The organism is Herbiconiux sp. VKM Ac-2851 (assembly GCF_013205105.1).
GTDB classification, from domain to species: Bacteria; Actinomycetota; Actinomycetes; order Actinomycetales; family Microbacteriaceae; genus Herbiconiux; species Herbiconiux flava.
The window spans coordinates 912,011-927,222 of the sequence record NZ_JABMLJ010000002.1 but is presented as its reverse complement, the minus strand read 5'-3'; the positions used below and the strand labels follow the sequence as shown (position 1 = coordinate 927,222).

Sequence of the window (15,212 nt, the reverse complement as noted above, 5' to 3'; positions counted from 1 at the left end):
CCCCCACTGCGGGTCGCCATGGTCGGCAACGGCTTCATGGGCGCGGCCCACTCCCAGGCCTGGCGCGTCGCGCCCCGCTTCTTCGACCTCCCGCTCGAGCCGCGCATGAGCGTGCTCGTGGGGCGCGACGCCGGCCGTGCGGCCGGCGCCGCCGCCCGCTGGGGCTGGGCGGAGTCGTCGGACGACTGGCGCTCCGTGCTCGAGCGTGACGACGTCGACCTCGTCGACATCGTCACGCCGGGCTGGTCGCACGCCGAGATCGCGATCGCCGCGCTCGAGGCGGGAAAGCACGTGCTCTGCGAGAAGCCCCTGGCGAACTCCGTCGAGGAGGCGCGGGCGATGGCGGACGCCGCCGCCCGCGCCGCCTCCCGGGGCGTCTTCGCCATGGTGGGCTTCACCTACCGCCGGGTGCCGGCCGCGACCCTCGCCCGCGATCTGATCGCGGCCGGGCGCATCGGCACGGTTCGCCAGCTCAGCGTCTCGTACCTGCAGGACTGGCTGGTCGATCCGCTCGCCCCGTTCACCTGGCGGCTCGACAAGGAGCAGGCCGGCTCGGGGGCGCTCGGCGACATCGGCGCCCACGCGATCGACCTCGCGCAGTACGTCACCGGCCGGCAGCTCGTGTCGGTCAGCGGCACCCTCGAGACGCTCGTCACCGAGCGTCCGGTGCTCGCCGAGTCGCACGGCCTGAGCGGCACCGCGGGCGTCGGCACGGCGACCGTCACGGTCGACGACCGCGCCCTGTTCACCGGGCGCTTCGACGACGGGGTGCTCGGCGGCTTCGAGGCGAGCCGGTTCAGCACCGGACGCAAGAACGCGCTGCGCTTCGAGGTCTCCGGATCGCTCGGTGCGCTGTCGTTCGACCTCGAGAACCTGAACGCGCTGCAGTTCTACGACGGAACGGCCGACCCCGCCACGCGCGGGTTCTCGACCATCCTGGTGACCGAGCCCGAGCATCCGTACATGGAGGCCTGGTGGCCGAGCGGCCACCTGATCGGGTACGAGCACGGGTTCTCGCACCAGGTGCGCGACCTCGTCGACGCGATCGCGCGGGGCGAGCAGCCCCGGCCCTCGTTCGACGACGGGCTCCAGGTGCAGCGGGCGCTCGAGGCCGTGGAACTGAGCTCGCAGAACGGCAGCGCCTGGACGGCGCTGGCCGAGACGGAGGAGTACGCATGACCAGACCGATCACCCTGTTCACCGGCCAGTGGGCCGACCTGCCGCTCGAGGAGGTCGCCCGGCTGGCGGCCTCCTGGGGCTACGACGGGCTCGAGCTCGCCTGCTGGGGCGACCACCTCGACCCGTGGCGCTGGGACGAGCCGGGCTACGTCGAGGGCAAGCTCGACCTGCTGAAGCGGCACGGGCTCGAGGTGCACGCCATCTCGAACCACCTCAAGGGCCAGGCGGTGTGCGACGATCCGATCGACGCGCGCCACCGCGACATCCTCCCCGACGTCGTGTGGGGCGACGGCGACCCGGAGGGCGTGAGGCAGCGCGCCGCCGAGGAGATGAAGAACACCGCCCGGCTCGCCGCCGCCCTCGGGGTGAAGACCGTCGTGGGGTTCACGGGGTCGAGCATCTGGAAGTACGTGGCGATGTTCCCGCCCGTCTCGCAGGAGCTCGTCGACGCGGGCTACCAGGACTTCGCCGACCGGTGGAACCCGGTCCTCGACGTCTTCGACGAGGTGGGGGTGCGGTTCGCCCACGAGGTGCACCCGAGCGAGATCGCGTACGACTACTGGACGACCGTGCGCACCCTGGAGGCCATCGGCCACCGGGAGGCGTTCGGCCTGAACTGGGATCCGTCGCACTTCGTCTGGCAGGAGCTCGACCCGGTGTCGTTCATCCTCGAGTTCGCCGACCGCATCTACCACGTGGACTGCAAGGACGTGAAGATGAACACCGGCAACGGCCGCAACGGGCGGCTCGGCTCGCACCTCGCCTGGGCCGACCTGCGGCGCGGCTGGGACTTCGTCTCGACCGGGCATGGCGACGTGCCCTGGGAGAAGAGCTTCCGGGCGCTCAACTCGATCGGCTACACCGGCCCCATCTCGGTGGAGTGGGAGGACGCCGGCATGGACCGGCTCGTCGGCGCTCCCGAAGCGCTGGAGTTCGTGAAGAAGCTGGCTTTCGAGGCACCGAGCGCTTCGTTCGACGCCGCCTTCAGCACCCGCTGAGGCGGCCGCGGAGGGGTGCTCGCGCATCCCTCCGCCCCACGACCCGCGTCGCTGGGCGGGGAGGACCTGTCAGTCCCTGTCCTCGCCCAGCGCCGCGACCATCGCGTCGATCCGCTCGATCGACAGCGCCGACTGGATGGCGAGCACGCCCGCACCGGCGATCGCCGCATCCGCCCCCATACGCGACTTCGTGATCTCGAGGTGCTGCGTGGCGAAGGGCATGGCCCGCGTGTAGACCGCCTCGCGCACCCCGGCGATCAGGTGCTCGCCGGCCGCCGACAGGGCGCCGCCGATCACGATCGTCGACGGGTTCATCAGGCTCACGCAGGTCGTCAGCACCTCGCCGAGGTCGCGTCCCGCCTGGCGCACGGCCTGGATGGCGTCGATGTCGCCCTGCCGCACGAGCTCCACCACCTCGCCGCTCGTCGCCACGGCGACACCCTCCTTCGACAGGGCCCGCGCCACGGCCGATCCCGAGGCGATCGCCTCGAGGCACCCGGTGTTGCCGCAGCGGCAGTGCACGCCCGCGCCGCGGGCGACGTAGACGTGACCGAGGTCACCGGCCGTGCCCTGCGCACCGCGCTGCAGCACGCCGCCCGAGATGACCCCCGCTCCGATGCCGGTGGCCACCTTCACGAAGATCAGGTCGTCGACGCCCGGCCAGGCGAGCTCGCGCTCCCCCAGCGCCATGATGTTCACGTCGTTGTCGACGAGCACCGGCACGCCGAAGTGCGCGCCGAGCACACCGGCTACGTCGTAGCGGTCCCAGCCGGGCATGATCGGCGGGTTGATCGGCCGGCCGGTGCTGTGCTCGACCGGTCCGGGCAGCCCGACGCCCACCGCGATCAGCGGACCGACTCGGTCACCGGCCGTCGCGACGAGCTCGGAGCCCATCCGCATCACCCGGTCGAGCACCTCGCGCGGGCCGGCCGCGATGTCGAGTGCGGCCGCGGCCTCCGAGACCACTCCGCCCGTGAGGTCGCTGACGGCCACCCGCACGTGCGACGCCCCGACGTCGACCCCGAGCACCGAATGCCCGACCGGGTCGAGGGCGAACTGCGTCGACGGGCGGCCTCCGGTGGAGATCGCGTCGCTGACGGGCTTCAGGAGCGCCAGCTTCATCAGGGCGTCGATGCGCAGCGCCACCGTCGACCGGGCGAGGCCGGTCATGCCGGCGAGCTCGGAGCGCGTGCGCGGCTGTCCATCGCGCATGATCTGGAACAGATCGCTCGGGTTCGACCCCGAGGCGGAGTTCGGAGTGCGGCCGGCCAGACTTACGTCGATCATCGACACATCCTAGCGTGCAGCAGCAGCCTTCCGGTCGCGGCGTCGGCGGAGCCACCCGCGGCGGTCGCCCGCCTCCCGGCGCAGGCGGCGGCGCTCCCGCGCCCCCTCGACGAGGTTGTAGAACACCGGCAGCACGATCAGCGTCAGCACGGTCGACGACACCAGGCCGCCGATCACGATGATCGCCAGCGGCTGCGAGATGAACCCGCCCTTGCCGGTGAGCCCGACGGCCATCGGCAGCAGCGCGAAGATCGTCGCGAGAGCCGTCATCAGGATGGGCCGGAGCCGTCGGCTCGCGCCCTCCACCAGGGCGTCACGGACGCTGAGACCCCGGGTGCGGTACTGGTTCACGAGGTCGACCAGCACGATGGCGTTCGTCACCACGATGCCCACCAGCATCAGCGCACCGATGATCGACGGCACGCCGAGCGGGATGCCCGAGATGACCTGCAGGCCGATGGCGCCGGTCGCGGCGAACGGGATCGACACGAGCAGCAGCAGCGGCTGCAGCAGGCTCTTGAAGGTGGCCACCATCACGACGTAGACGATCAGGATGGCCACGAGCAGCGCGATCCCGAGCTGCGAGAAGGCGTCCTGCTGGTCGGTCACCACACCGCCCACCGCGGCGGTCGCGCCCGCCGGCAGCGACACGTCGGCCAGCGCCTGCGACACCTCGCCGCTGGCGGTGCCGAGGTCGTCGCTGTTCGGCGTGACCGAGACGGTCGCCGTGCGCACGCCCTTCTGGGTGGTGATCGTCGACGGTCCGTCGACCACCGAGACGGTGGCGAGCGAGTCCAGTCGCGCGGGGCCGGCCGCCGTCGGGATGGTCAGCTCGGCGAGCTGCGCCTGGGTGGTGGGCGGGTTCTGGCTGTCGAGGTAGATCGTGTAGTTGGTGTCGTCGATCACGATCGAGCCGATGTTCGTCGGCTGCATGGCCTGCGAGACGATGCCGCCCACGGCGACCTCGCTGAGGCCGGCCTGAGCAGCCTTGGCCCGGTCGACCGCGACCTGCACGAACGGGCGTGAGGCGCTGAGGTTCGACGAGACCTGCTCGACGGCGCCGAGGTCGGTCATCGCGGCGACGACCGCGTCGGAGGCGGTCGACAGGTCGCCCTGGTTCGTGGCCGTCACGTCGATCGCGATGTCGGACGAGGTGCCGAGCCCGGCCGCGGCCGAGACGCTGACCTCGCCCACATCGGGCACAGCCTCGACCTCGCTGCGCACGGTCGCCTGCAGCTTCTCCTGGTCGGCGTTCTCATCCGTGGTGATGTTGTAGGTGATCGAGCTGTCGCCACCGCCCGAGAAGGCGTCGCGGAGCGACGAGCCGCTCGAGCCGATGGTCAGCTGCACGGTCTCGACGCCGTCGATGCCCTCGAGCACCGACTCGACCTGGGTGGCCGCGGCCGACTGGGCCTCGAGGCTCGAGCCGACCGGCACGGTCTGGGTGACGGTGAGGGTGTTCTGGCCGCTGCCGCCGAGGAAGTTCGTCTTCATCAGCAGGGTCAGCGGCAGGGTGCCGATCAGCACCACGATCGCGATCGCGATGGTGACGACGGAGTGCTTCAGCGTCCACGCGATGATCGGCAGGTAGCGGCGCTGCAGCGCGGTGGGCGGCTCCTCCTCGAGCGCCTTGTGGGCGTTCGGGCGGGCGCGGCGGCGGGTCGGCTCGATCAGCGCGACCGCGGTACCGGGCACGGCGCCCGACGCTCCGGCGACGGCGGGGTCGAGCGCGGGGTCGTCGACCATCGGCCCGGCGTGGCTGTGGTGGATCGGGGCGGCGTCGGCGGAGGCCGAGACGGCGGGCCGCGCATCCGTCGCCCGACCGCGGCCGAGACGGCGGTACCAGGGCAGCTTCGCGCCGGGCACGACCGGCTTCGGCGGGCGGATGAACCAGTACGCGAGCACCGGCACGATCGTGAGCGCGACGAGCAGCGAGGCCAGCAGCGCGATCGTGACCGTGAGCGCGAACGGCCGGAACAGCTCGCCCGTGGTGTCGCCGACGAAGGCGAGCGGCAGGAAGACCGCGACGGTGGTGATGGTCGAGGCGGTGATCGCGCCCGCCACCTCGCGCACGGCGTCGACGATCAGTGAGGCGCGAGCGATGCCCGATTCGCGCGGCCCCAGTTCGGAGCCCGCGAGCGACCCGAGGTGCCGTTTGATGTTCTCGATCACGACGATGGAGTCGTCGACCACGCGTCCGATCGCGATCGTCAGAGCACCGAGCGTGATGATGTTGAGCGTGTAGCCCGAGGCCTGCAGCCCGATGAAGGTGATCAGCACCGAGGTCGGGATGCTGATCGCGGTGACGAGGGTCGACCGGATCGAGAGCAGGAAGACGAACACCACGAGCACCGCGAAGACGAGGCCGAGCAGGCCCTCGGTCGCCAGCGACTCGATCGACTCCTGGATGAACGGGGCCTGGTCGAAGACGATGGTGAACGTGGCGCCGGGCAGGTCGGCCTCGAGCTGCGGCAGCAGGTCGCGCACGCCCTGCGAGACCTCGACCGTGTTGGCGCTCGGCAGCTTGGTGACCGAGACGGTCAGGGCGTCCTGGCCGTTCACGCGCGAGATCGAGGTCACCGGGTCGTCGGCCAGGGCGACCGTGGCCACCTCGCCGATGGTGATCGGGGTGCCGTCGCCGTCGAGGCCGGGCAGCGGCAGGTTCGCGATGTCGTCGGTGCTGGCGAGCTTCGAGCCCGACTGCACGGCGTAGCTCTGCCCGTTCTCGGTGAGCGTGCCGGCCGGGATGAGCCGGCCGTTGGCGTCGACGGCGTCGCTGATGGCGCTCGAGCTCAGCCCGCGCACGGCGAGCGCGGCGGGGTCGGGGGTGATCGTCACGCGCTGGCCGATCTGGCCGAGCACCTGCGCCTCGCGCACGCCCTCGACGTCTTCGAGCGACGGCACGGCGGTGGTCTCGAGCTGCTGCGCGAGGGCCTTGGCGTCGTCGCCCGAGACGGCGATCGAGATGATCGGCAGGTCGTCGATGCTGCCGCTCAGCACCTGCGGGTCGAGGTCGGCGGGCAGCGTCGACTTGATGCGGTTGATCGCCTGCGTGAGCTTCTGCTCGGCCGTGGCGAGGTCGGTGCCGTAGGTGAAGGTCGCCGAGATGATGCTGAGGTTCGTGCTCGACGTCGCGCTCGTCGTCTCGAGCCCCTCGACCCCCGCGATGGCGGTCTCGATCGGCGTCGACACGTCGTCGTTCACGACCTCGGGGCTCGCGCCCGGGTAGGTGGTGAGCACGGCGAGCTGCGGGAACTGGATGCTCGGGATGAGCTCCTGCTTCAGACTCGTCAGGGCCAACCCGCCGAACACGGCGACGACGATGGTGACGAGCGCGATCAGAGCCCGGTTCTTCATGCTGAGGACGGCGAGGAAATGCACGTGGGGGTCTCTCTCTCAGAGGGATCCGGCGCCGGGCAGATGCCTAGGCTCCTTAACTATCCCACCTACAGCCAGCCCTTGCGCTTGAAGACCGTGTAGAGGGCGAAACCGAGGGCCAGCATCAGCCCCATGGCGAACGGGTAGCCGAGCACCCAGTGCAGCTCGGGCATGTACTCGAAGTTCATGCCGTAGATCGTGCCGACGAGCGTCGGGGTGAACAGGATGGCCGCCCAGGACGAGATCTTCTTGATCTCGTTGTTCTGGTCCTGGCTGACCAGGGTCGCGTGGGTCATCAACGCGTTCTGCAGCAGCTGCCGGAACGAGTCGACCCGATCGGTGATGCGCAGCACGTGGTCGTGCACGTCGCGGAAGTCGTCGCGCAGCTCCTCGTCGGAGCCGGCGGGGTGCTGCGGGCCCGCGGGGCGGTCGAGGTCGTCGCGCAGGCTCTCGAGCACGTCGACGAGCGGATGCACGGCCCGCTGCAGCGCCATCACCTCCCTCGAGAGCTCGTAGATGCGCCGCGACACCTCCTGGTCGCCGTTGAAGAGCTGGTCCTCGATCTCGTCGATGTCGTTCTCGACGCCGGCCACCACGGGCGCGTACTCGTCGACGACCTGGTCGAGCACGGCGTAGAGCGCGGCGAGCGGGCCCTTGGCGAGCAGACCGGGGTCGGCCTCCATCCGTCGCCGCACCTGACCGAGGTCGGGCGACTCGGCGTGCCGCACCGAGATCAGGAAGTCCTCGCCGAGGAACAGGTGCACCTCGCCGAACTCCACCCGCTCCTCGGCGTCGAGGTAGCGTGCCGGGCGCAGGGCGAAGAAGGTGGCGGTGCCGTACTTCTCCATCTTGGCGCGCTGGTGTCCGGCCAGGGCGTCCTCCACGGCGAGCGCCGGCAGGTCGAACTCGCGGGTCACCGCGTCGAGCTCCTCGGGGGTGGGGCGGTAGAGCCCGATCCAGGCGAAGCCCTGGCGGGCGCGCAGCACCTCGAAGGTCTCGTCGAGCGACTCGGGGTCGGCGGTGCGGCGGCCGGCGACGTAGACGGCGTTGTCGACGATCACGACGCCGCCCGGATCAGCGCCAGCACGATCTGCGCCGAGCGCTCGGCGGTGAGCGCGGTGTTGTCGACGTGGTCGGTGGGCGCGTCGTCGGTGGCGAGGTCGGAGATGCCGCGCACGGAGGCGAAGCCGAGGCCGTTCGAGTAGCTGACCTGCGCGATGGCGGAGGACTCCATGTCGACGGCCGCCGCCTCCGGGAAGTTCGTGCGGGCGATCGAGGCGCGGTCGGCGGTGACGAAGGAGTAGCTCGAGACGATGGGGCCGGTGCGGAGCGCCCAGCCCGCCCCGGCGTCGGGGGTGAGGGAGGCGACGGCGGCGAGCATCCGCTCATCGGCGTCGTAGACCGCGGGCATGCCGGGCACCTGGCCGAGCCGGTAGCCGAACACGCGCGCGTCGGCGTCGATGTTGATGTAGGCGCTGCCGACCACCACGTCACCGGCGGCCACGCCTGCGCCGAGACCGCCCGCGGTGCCCGCCGAGAGAACGAGCGGATGCTCGGACCCCTGCTCGCGGGCCCTGACGATCGCCGTGGTCAGCGCCGACGCGGCGTTCACGAACCCGATGCCGCTGTGCACGAGCAGCACGGGGAGGCCGTCGAGCACGACGTGGCGCAGCACGGCCTGCCCGACCCGCTCGCCCTCGCCGGCCGGCCCCTCCGCCGGGCCCTCGGCCCTGGCGAGGAACGGTGCGGCCTCGTCGGCCATGGCGACCTGCACGATCGCGAGGGGGGCGGGGGTGCGCTGCTCTTCCATCCGAGTGACGCTACCAGCGCCGCTCTACTCCGGACGCCGGAACGGCGCGAGGTCCCGCCCGTCCCACGCCGCCACCCGCTCCGGCTCCGGCTCGTCCGAGGTGGGGCCTCGACGAAGAAGCGCTCCTGCCACGACCAGGATCGGGACGGCCAGCAGCCCGGCGGTGAAGACCGACGGAGCCACCGCACCGGCCATCAACACCAGCTGGGCGCCGAGGGAGTACGTGCATCCGTCGGGAGTGCACTCGCCCTGATTCCAGATCAGCTGCGTCGATGGGAGCGACGTGACGAACAGCATCGCGAGCGACAGAGCGATCAGAACGGCGAGTCCGAACCCGAACAGCCGCAGCGAGCGTCGGGCTCGGGGGTCGCTCATCTGGTCTCCTATCGGGATCGAGGCAGAGAATGCGGCGCTCAGTCCACCCAGGACGAAGGCGAATGCCGACGCACCGATGACTCCGGCGAAAACCGACCGGACGAGCTGCACCACGGTGTAGATGATGTCATTCGGTGTCGCCACACAGTCGGTGTCACCCGCGCACTGATAGCCGACACCGATGTTCCGGGTGAACCAGTAGGCCACCGTCATGAGCACGAGGCCGGCCGAGCCGACGATGATCAAGCCGATCGCGGCGGTGCGCATCGGTCGTCGTGACATGCCGTCGACGGTATCAGGGCGGGTCGGGGAGGAAGCGGTAGCCCATGCCCGCCTCGGTGACGAAGTGGCGGGGGCGCGCCGGCACGGGCTCGAGCTTCTTGCGCAGCTGGCCGACGTAGAGGCGCAGGTAGCCCGTCTCCTTCACGCGGTGGGTGCCCCAGACCTCGGTGAGCAGCTCCTGGTGCGTGACGAGCCGGCCGGGGTTCCGCACGAGCAGCTCGAGCAGCTTCCACTCGGTCGGCGTCAGCCGCACGGGGCTGCGGTCGTCGTCGTGCGTCACCTGGTGCGCCGCCAGGTCGACCGTCACCCCGCCGAACGCCACGACCGGCTCGCCGCCCGTCGGGCCGGGGGCGCTGCGGCGGGTGAGTGCCCGGATGCGCGCCAGCAGCTCGTCCATCGCGAACGGCTTGGTGACGTAGTCGTCGGCGCCGGCATCGAGCGCGTCGACCTTGTCGGCCGAGCCCGAGCGGCCCGACACCACGAGGATCGGCACCGCCGACCAGCCGCGCACCGCCTGGATCACCTCGATGCCGTCGAGCCGCGGCATCCCGAGGTCGAGCATGATCAGGTCGGGCGAGCTCTGCGCGGCCGCGGCGATCGCCTCGGCACCGTCGGCGGCGGTCTCGATCTCGTAGCCCTGCGAGCCGAGCGTGATGCGCAGAGCCCGCAGGATCTGGGGGTCGTCGTCGGCGATCAGGATCTTCATGCGTGCGCCTCCTGCGCCTCGTCGGCGCCATCGTCGTCAGCGGTGCCTGCCACCGGCAGCGACACCACCATCGTCAGTCCGCCGCCGGGGTTGTCCTCGGCGTCGAGCGTGCCGCCCATGCCCTCGGCGAACCCCTTCGACAGCGCGAGCCCCAGCCCGAGCCCCGTGACGTTGTCGAGGTCGCCCAGCCGCTGGAACGGCACGAAGACCTCCTCGCGCCGATCGGCCGGGATGCCCGGCCCCCGGTCGGCCACGCGCAGCTGCACGACACCGCCGAACGCGCTCGCCGACACCACCACCCGCTCCCCCGCGGGCGAGAAGCGCAGCGCGTTCGAGAGCAGGTTCACCAGCACCCGTTCGAGCAGCACGGGATCGGCCTCGAAGGCCGGCAACCCCGGCGGCAGCTCGAGCTCCACCTGCTCGGGCCCGGCACCGACCTCGTCGAGCACCGCCGGAACGACGTCGTCGAGATCGACGGGGGCGAGCGAGACGCCGAGCACGCCGGCCTGCAGGCGGCTGACGTCGAGCAGGTCGGTGAGCAGCCGGGCGAGGGCGGCGAGGCTCTCCTCAGCGGTGCTCAGCAGCTCGTCGCGATCGGCCTCGGGCAGCTCGCCGCGGAGCCCGGTCACGGCGGCCGTCGCACTCGCGAGCGGCCGGCGCAGGTCGTGCGAGACGGCGGCGAGCAGGGCCGAGCGCACGCGGTCCGCGGCGGCGAGCGGGGCGAGGCCGCTCGCGGTCTCGGCCAGGCCCTGGTGCTCGAGCGCCGCGGCGAGCTGGGCGACGATCACGGCGAGCAGCCGCCGGTCGGATGCGCCCAGCTCCCGGCCGTGCAGCTCGAGCACGGCGCCGTCGTGCGCCGCGCCCGGGTCGGCACCGCGGGCGGGGGCGTCGCCGTCCGGCGTGGTCACGGGCACGCGCACCAGCGGACCGGCGTCGGCCGTCGCCGGCAGCGGCGCCACGGGGCCGGTGTCGCCGGGCGCGGGCCGAGCATCCGCCCCACCCGGGCCCTGGTCGGAGTAGAGCACCTGCCCGGCGCGCACCAGGCGCACCGCGGTGAGCCCGAACGCCCCGCGGGTGACGGTGACCAGGGCCTGCAGCGCATCCTGCCCCCGCAGCACGCTGCCGGCGACGGTGGCGAGCAGCTCCGACTCGGCGGCCGAGCGGCGGGCGGCCCGCGAGCGGCGCGCTGCGCGGTCGACCACGAGCGACACGAGCACCGCGATCACGACGTAGAGTCCGAGCGCCAGCGCGTGCAGCGGGTCGGCGATCGTGACGCTGTAGAGCGGATCCACGAAGAAGTAGTCGAGCGTCAGCCCCGAGAGCACGGCCGAGACGAGCGCCGGCCAGAGCCCGCCAATCAGCGCCGCGACCACGACGAGCAGCTGGTAGGCGAGCACCTCGGAGGTGATCGACTCGTCGCTGCGGAACGCCGAGAGCAGCCAGGTCAGGAGCGGCCCGGCCACCAGCGCGAAGACGAGGCCCGACACCCGCCGCCGCACGGTCAGGGCGCCGCGGGTGCCGGGCAGCCGCCGGCGCGCACCGGCCTCGGCCTGGGGCACGATGTGCACGTCGATGTCGCCCGACTCGCGGATGACCGTCGCACCGACCCCCGGCCCGGTGACGAGTGCGGCGAACCGGCTGCGCCGCGAGGCCCCGAGCACGAGCTGCGTGGCGTTCGAGGATCGGGCGAAGCCGACGAGCGCGCCCGGCACGTCGTCGCCGACGAGCTGGTGGAAGCTGCCGCCGAGGCTCTCCGCGAGCGCGCGCTGCCGGGCGAGGGCCTCGGGGTACCGCTCGCGCAGCCCGTCGGGCGCGCTCACGTGCACCGCCAGCAGCCGGCCGCCGGCCGAGCGGGCCGCGATGCGGGCACCGCGGCGCAGCAGCGCCTCGCCCTCGGGGCCGCCGGTGAGGGCGACGACGACCCGCTCGCGCGCCTCCCAGTTCTGGGCGATGCCGTGCTCGCTGCGGTAGCGCTGCAGCGAGGAGTCGACCTCGTCGGCCAGCCAGAGCAGCGCGAGCTCGCGGAGCGCGGTGAGGGTGCCGAGGCGGAAGAAGTTCGACAGGGCGGCGTCGATCCGCGCCTCGGGGAGCACCTGGCCCGCGGCCAGCCGCTCGCGGAGCGCGTCAGGGGCCAGATCGACGAGCTCGATCTGATCGGCGTCGCGCAGCACCGCATCCGGAACCGTCTCGTGCTGCGGCAGCCCGGTGATGCGCTGCACGACGTCGCTCAGCGACTCGATGTGCTGCACGTTCACCGTCGAGATCACGTCGATGCCCGCGTCGCGGAGCGCCTCGACGTCGCGCCAGCGCTTCTCGTGCGCGAGGCCCGGCGCGTTGGTGTGCGCCAGCTCGTCGACCAGCGCGACCTCGGGGGCGCGCGCCAGCACGGCCGCGAGGTCGAGCTCGCCCGGCCCGGCGGCGCGGCCCACGGCTTGCCGGCCCTCGGGCCGCCCGCGCTCGACCCCCCGGCCCTCGTGGCGGCGGCGCGGCACGACCTCGAGCCCCGCGGCGGCCGCCTCGGTGCCGGCACGCCCGTGCGACTCGACGACCGCGATCACGACGTCCCGCCCCTCGCCCGCGAGGCGCTGCCCCTCCTCGAGCATGGCCACCGTCTTGCCCACGCCGGGCGCGGCCCCCAGCAGCACCCGCAGCGCACCCCGCCCCACGGGCATCCACTCCTCCGCGGCCCCGCCGTGACGGCCGGGCATCTGCCCTAGAGCGTAGTTCCGCCCGCCGACCCCCGTCGACCCGCCCTCGCCCTTCGTCCTGCCCCACCTAGGCTGTCGACATGAGGATGCGCCCCGGCACCGTGCTCACCACCGCTCTGCTCGCAGCCGCACTGGCCGGCTGCACGGCCGCTCCCGCGCTCGCGCCCACCCCGGCGGCGCCCACTTCCACCGCGGTTGCGACCCCTCCGTCCGCGGCGGCCGCGATCGCCCCAGCCCCCTCGACGGTGGACATCGCCGCCACGACGGAGGCTCCGCCGCTGTCGCAGGAGATCCTCGGGAGCGCCGAGCCGGGCGACGACGCGCAGTTCGGCACCCTGGTGACCGAGCTGTCGCTGCGGTTCCCCGGGCAGTACATCGAGGGCGAGTGGCGGGCCGACGAGGTGCCGCAGGCTCGGGTCGTGCTGCTCGGCCCGGTGCCCGAGGAGGTGCGGCAGCTGCTCGAGGCGGCGCCGCTGTCGGTCGAGGTGGTCACCACGGCCGGCCCCTCGCTCGAGGAATCGAACGCCGCGATCGCGCGGGTGTTCGAGCTGCTGAAGGAGCACGACGCGGGCATGTCGGCAGGAGGCGGCTACGACCAGCACGAGCAGCGCTACTCGATCGACTACACCGCGGCGAGCGAGATCGACCGGGAGGCCGTGTCGGCAGCGCTCGATGGCGCCGCCGTGCGGTTGACCTACCTCGGAACCCAGCCGGCCGGCGGCCCCCAGGCCGAGGCGCTCTGACCCGAGGCGCTCTGACCCGAGCCGGTCGGCCGACGGAGCCGACGAGGCTAGCGGACGGTGGCGGGGCCGCCCGAGGCGCCGCCGTGGGAGTGGCCGTTGCTGCCGCCCGAGCCCGGCTCCTCGGTGAACTGCAGGCCGCCCGAGCCGTTCGAGGAGGCGGTGAGCACGTCGAGCCACTCGCGGTTGATCGAGGGCACCCGGCCGCCGGCGAACTTGAAGTAGAGCGGGATGGACGAGTCGAGCCAGATGCTGGAGCGGCCGTCGCCGATCGCCGGGTCGTCCTTCCAGGAGAAGAAGAAGCTCTCCTTGCGGCGGAGCTTCGCGGCGATCACGATCTGCAGGTGGGTGAGGGTGCGGTCGTCGAACTCGATCTCGATGCCCGACGTGCCGTACAGCAGCTTTCCCATTGCCAGAGTCCTCCCGCGCGCGATGGTGTGAGTCCATTAACGCACGGCGGGGCCCCGGATGCGCGCCCGGAGCCGCACGACGAGCCCGCCGGTGCGCGACGGGGCTAGTCTTGCGATCACCGGATGAGATGAGGGCTTTTCGTGTTCAGGAAGAAATCGCCGCGCGCTCCCGAGACGGCGGCGCTCCAGCCCGGCTCCGATCTCGAGGTGGCCGGCAGCGACAGCGTGCCCGGCGTGCGGATCAACGCGTTCCGGATCGGCCTCGTCGGCGGACTCGGGGTGCTGCTCTCGCTCGTGATCGGCGCCGCCGTCACCCAGCTCAGCACCGTGCTGATCTACATCGGCGTCGCCCTCTTCCTCGCCCTCGGCCTCGACCCGCTGGTGTCCTGGCTCGAGCGCCGCATGCCGCGGCCGCTCGCCATCGTGATCGTCTTCGCCGCGGTGATCGGCCTGTTCGTGGGGCTGCTGTTCGCGGTCATCCCGCTCGTGGTCGACCAAGCGGGCAACCTCTTCCGCCAGTTCCCCGATCTCGTCACCGACTTCGAGCAGAGCGACTTCGTCAGCACCGTGCAGACGCAGCTCGGCGACTACGTCGACATCAACAAGGCCGTGCAGACGGCCACCGACTTCGTGCAGGATCCGAACAACCTGCTCGCCCTCGGCGGCGGCCTGCTCGCGGTCGGCAGCGGCATCGCGAGCGGTCTCACCGGCTCGGTGATCGTGCTCATCCTCACCCTGTACTTCCTCGCGTCGCTCCGCAGCATGAAGAAGGTCACCTACCGCTTCGTCCCGGCCAACAAGCGGGCCTCCTTCGCCTCCCTCACCGAGGACGTGACCGGCGCCGTCGGCCGCTACGTCGTGGGCCAGATCGGCCTCGCCGCGATCAACGGCATCCTGAGCCTGATCTTCCTGACGATCATCGGCGCCCCGCTGCCCGTGCTGTTCGCGTTCGTGGCGTTCCTGGCGTCGCTGATCCCACTCGTGGGCACGCTCAGCGGCTCGCTGATCATCGTGCTGGTCTGCCTGTTCGCGTCGCCCCTCACCGCGCTCGTCGCCCTGATCTACTACCTGGTCTACATGCAGGTCGAGGCCTACTTCCTCAGCCCCCGCATCATGAACCGCGCGGTCTCGGTGCCCGGCTCGATCGTGGTCATCGCCGCGATCGCGGGCGGCACGCTCGGCTCGGTGCTCGGCGCGCTCGTCGCCATCCCGATCGCCGCCTCGGCGATCATCATCGTGCAGAAGGTCGTCTTCCCGAAGCAGGACGCGAAGGTCTAGCTGCACCGCCCCCGGCAGAGACGAGCGGATGTCGGCGGCCGGGCGTACGGTCGGTCTGGTC

Annotated in this window: 12 protein-coding genes; 4 read left to right on the top strand and 8 right to left on the bottom strand. The window is 72.1% G+C overall.

Going from position 1 to position 15,212, the window contains the following annotated elements; genetic code table 11:
* Window positions 1-18 precede the first annotated feature (18 nt).
* Both HQQ85_RS10995 and HQQ85_RS10990 read left to right on the top strand, forming a co-directional pair.
* Window positions 19-1,179: a Gfo/Idh/MocA family protein gene (locus HQQ85_RS10995; RefSeq protein WP_173182931.1), complete on the top strand. Its 1,161-nt coding sequence runs from the start codon at window positions 19-21 to the stop codon at window positions 1,177-1,179.
* Complete coding sequence (locus tag HQQ85_RS10990; protein WP_173182523.1) at window positions 1,176-2,177, top strand: sugar phosphate isomerase/epimerase; 1,002 nt, start codon at window positions 1,176-1,178, stop codon at window positions 2,175-2,177. The genes HQQ85_RS10995 and HQQ85_RS10990 overlap by 4 nt, the downstream gene beginning before the upstream one ends.
* A gap of 69 nt (window positions 2,178-2,246) precedes the next feature.
* Here the strand turns inward: HQQ85_RS10990 and HQQ85_RS10985 are convergent, their stop codons facing one another.
* The 7 genes from HQQ85_RS10985 to HQQ85_RS10955 all read right to left on the bottom strand — a co-directional run bounded on the left by HQQ85_RS10985 (window position 2,247) and on the right by HQQ85_RS10955 (window position 12,681).
* Window positions 2,247-3,464, bottom strand: coding sequence for an ROK family protein (locus HQQ85_RS10985; RefSeq protein WP_173182522.1), 1,218 nt, complete (start codon window positions 3,462-3,464; stop codon window positions 2,247-2,249).
* A gap of 9 nt (window positions 3,465-3,473) precedes the next feature.
* Window positions 3,474-6,845: an efflux RND transporter permease subunit gene (locus HQQ85_RS10980; RefSeq protein ID WP_173182521.1), complete on the bottom strand. Its 3,372-nt coding sequence runs from the start codon at window positions 6,843-6,845 to the stop codon at window positions 3,474-3,476.
* A 65-nt stretch (window positions 6,846-6,910) separates the two neighbouring features.
* Window positions 6,911-7,903 carry a magnesium/cobalt transporter CorA gene (gene corA / locus HQQ85_RS10975; protein ID WP_173182520.1) on the bottom strand — a complete coding sequence of 331 codons (993 nt, stop codon included), beginning with the start codon at window positions 7,901-7,903 and terminating at the stop codon, window positions 6,911-6,913.
* A complete protein-coding gene (mtnN, locus tag HQQ85_RS21060; protein WP_173182519.1) occupies window positions 7,900-8,652 on the bottom strand; it encodes a 5'-methylthioadenosine/S-adenosylhomocysteine nucleosidase in 753 nt (250 codons plus the stop codon). Before mtnN ends, corA begins: the two co-directional genes overlap by 4 nt.
* Before the next feature lie 24 nt (window positions 8,653-8,676).
* Window positions 8,677-9,309, bottom strand: a complete 633-nt coding sequence (locus HQQ85_RS10965) for a hypothetical protein (RefSeq protein WP_173182518.1) — start codon at window positions 9,307-9,309, stop codon at window positions 8,677-8,679.
* Between the two features lie 13 nt (window positions 9,310-9,322).
* Window positions 9,323-10,015: a response regulator gene (locus tag HQQ85_RS10960; protein ID WP_173182517.1), complete on the bottom strand. Its 693-nt coding sequence runs from the start codon at window positions 10,013-10,015 to the stop codon at window positions 9,323-9,325.
* Complete coding sequence (locus tag HQQ85_RS10955) at window positions 10,012-12,681, bottom strand: DUF4118 domain-containing protein (protein WP_173182930.1); 2,670 nt, start codon at window positions 12,679-12,681, stop codon at window positions 10,012-10,014. Before HQQ85_RS10955 ends, HQQ85_RS10960 begins: the two co-directional genes overlap by 4 nt.
* Window positions 12,682-12,803: 122 nt before the next feature.
* Between HQQ85_RS10955 and HQQ85_RS10950 the strand changes: the two genes are divergently transcribed.
* On the top strand, window positions 12,804-13,466 hold the full coding sequence (locus tag HQQ85_RS10950) for a hypothetical protein (RefSeq protein ID WP_173182516.1): 663 nt from the start codon (window positions 12,804-12,806) through the stop codon (window positions 13,464-13,466).
* Window positions 13,467-13,513: 47 nt separating this feature from the next.
* Here HQQ85_RS10950 and HQQ85_RS10945 read toward each other — a convergent pair whose 3' ends face one another.
* Window positions 13,514-13,873 carry an ATP-dependent DNA ligase gene (locus HQQ85_RS10945; RefSeq protein WP_173182515.1) on the bottom strand — a complete coding sequence of 120 codons (360 nt, stop codon included), beginning with the start codon at window positions 13,871-13,873 and terminating at the stop codon, window positions 13,514-13,516.
* A gap of 141 nt (window positions 13,874-14,014) precedes the next feature.
* Here HQQ85_RS10945 and HQQ85_RS10940 point away from each other — a divergent pair, with 141 nt between their 5' ends.
* Window positions 14,015-15,151: an AI-2E family transporter gene (locus HQQ85_RS10940; protein WP_371741851.1), complete on the top strand. Its 1,137-nt coding sequence runs from the start codon at window positions 14,015-14,017 to the stop codon at window positions 15,149-15,151.
* Window positions 15,152-15,212 lie beyond the last annotated feature (61 nt).

Coding starts and splice junctions, on each gene's coding strand:
- HQQ85_RS10950 (WP_173182516.1), top strand. CDS start 12,804: ATGAGGATGCGCCCCGGCACCGTGCTCACCACCGCTCTGCTCGCAGCC.
- HQQ85_RS10945 (WP_173182515.1), bottom strand. CDS start 13,873: ATGGGAAAGCTGCTGTACGGCACGTCGGGCATCGAGATCGAGTTCGAC.
- HQQ85_RS10960 (WP_173182517.1), bottom strand. CDS start 10,015: ATGAAGATCCTGATCGCCGACGACGACCCCCAGATCCTGCGGGCTCTG.
- mtnN (WP_173182519.1), bottom strand. CDS start 8,652: ATGGAAGAGCAGCGCACCCCCGCCCCCCTCGCGATCGTGCAGGTCGCC.
- HQQ85_RS10990 (WP_173182523.1), top strand. CDS start 1,176: ATGACCAGACCGATCACCCTGTTCACCGGCCAGTGGGCCGACCTGCCG.
- HQQ85_RS10995 (WP_173182931.1), top strand. CDS start 19: ATGGTCGGCAACGGCTTCATGGGCGCGGCCCACTCCCAGGCCTGGCGC.
- HQQ85_RS10965 (WP_173182518.1), bottom strand. CDS start 9,309: ATGTCACGACGACCGATGCGCACCGCCGCGATCGGCTTGATCATCGTC.
- HQQ85_RS10985 (WP_173182522.1), bottom strand. CDS start 3,464: ATGATCGACGTAAGTCTGGCCGGCCGCACTCCGAACTCCGCCTCGGGG.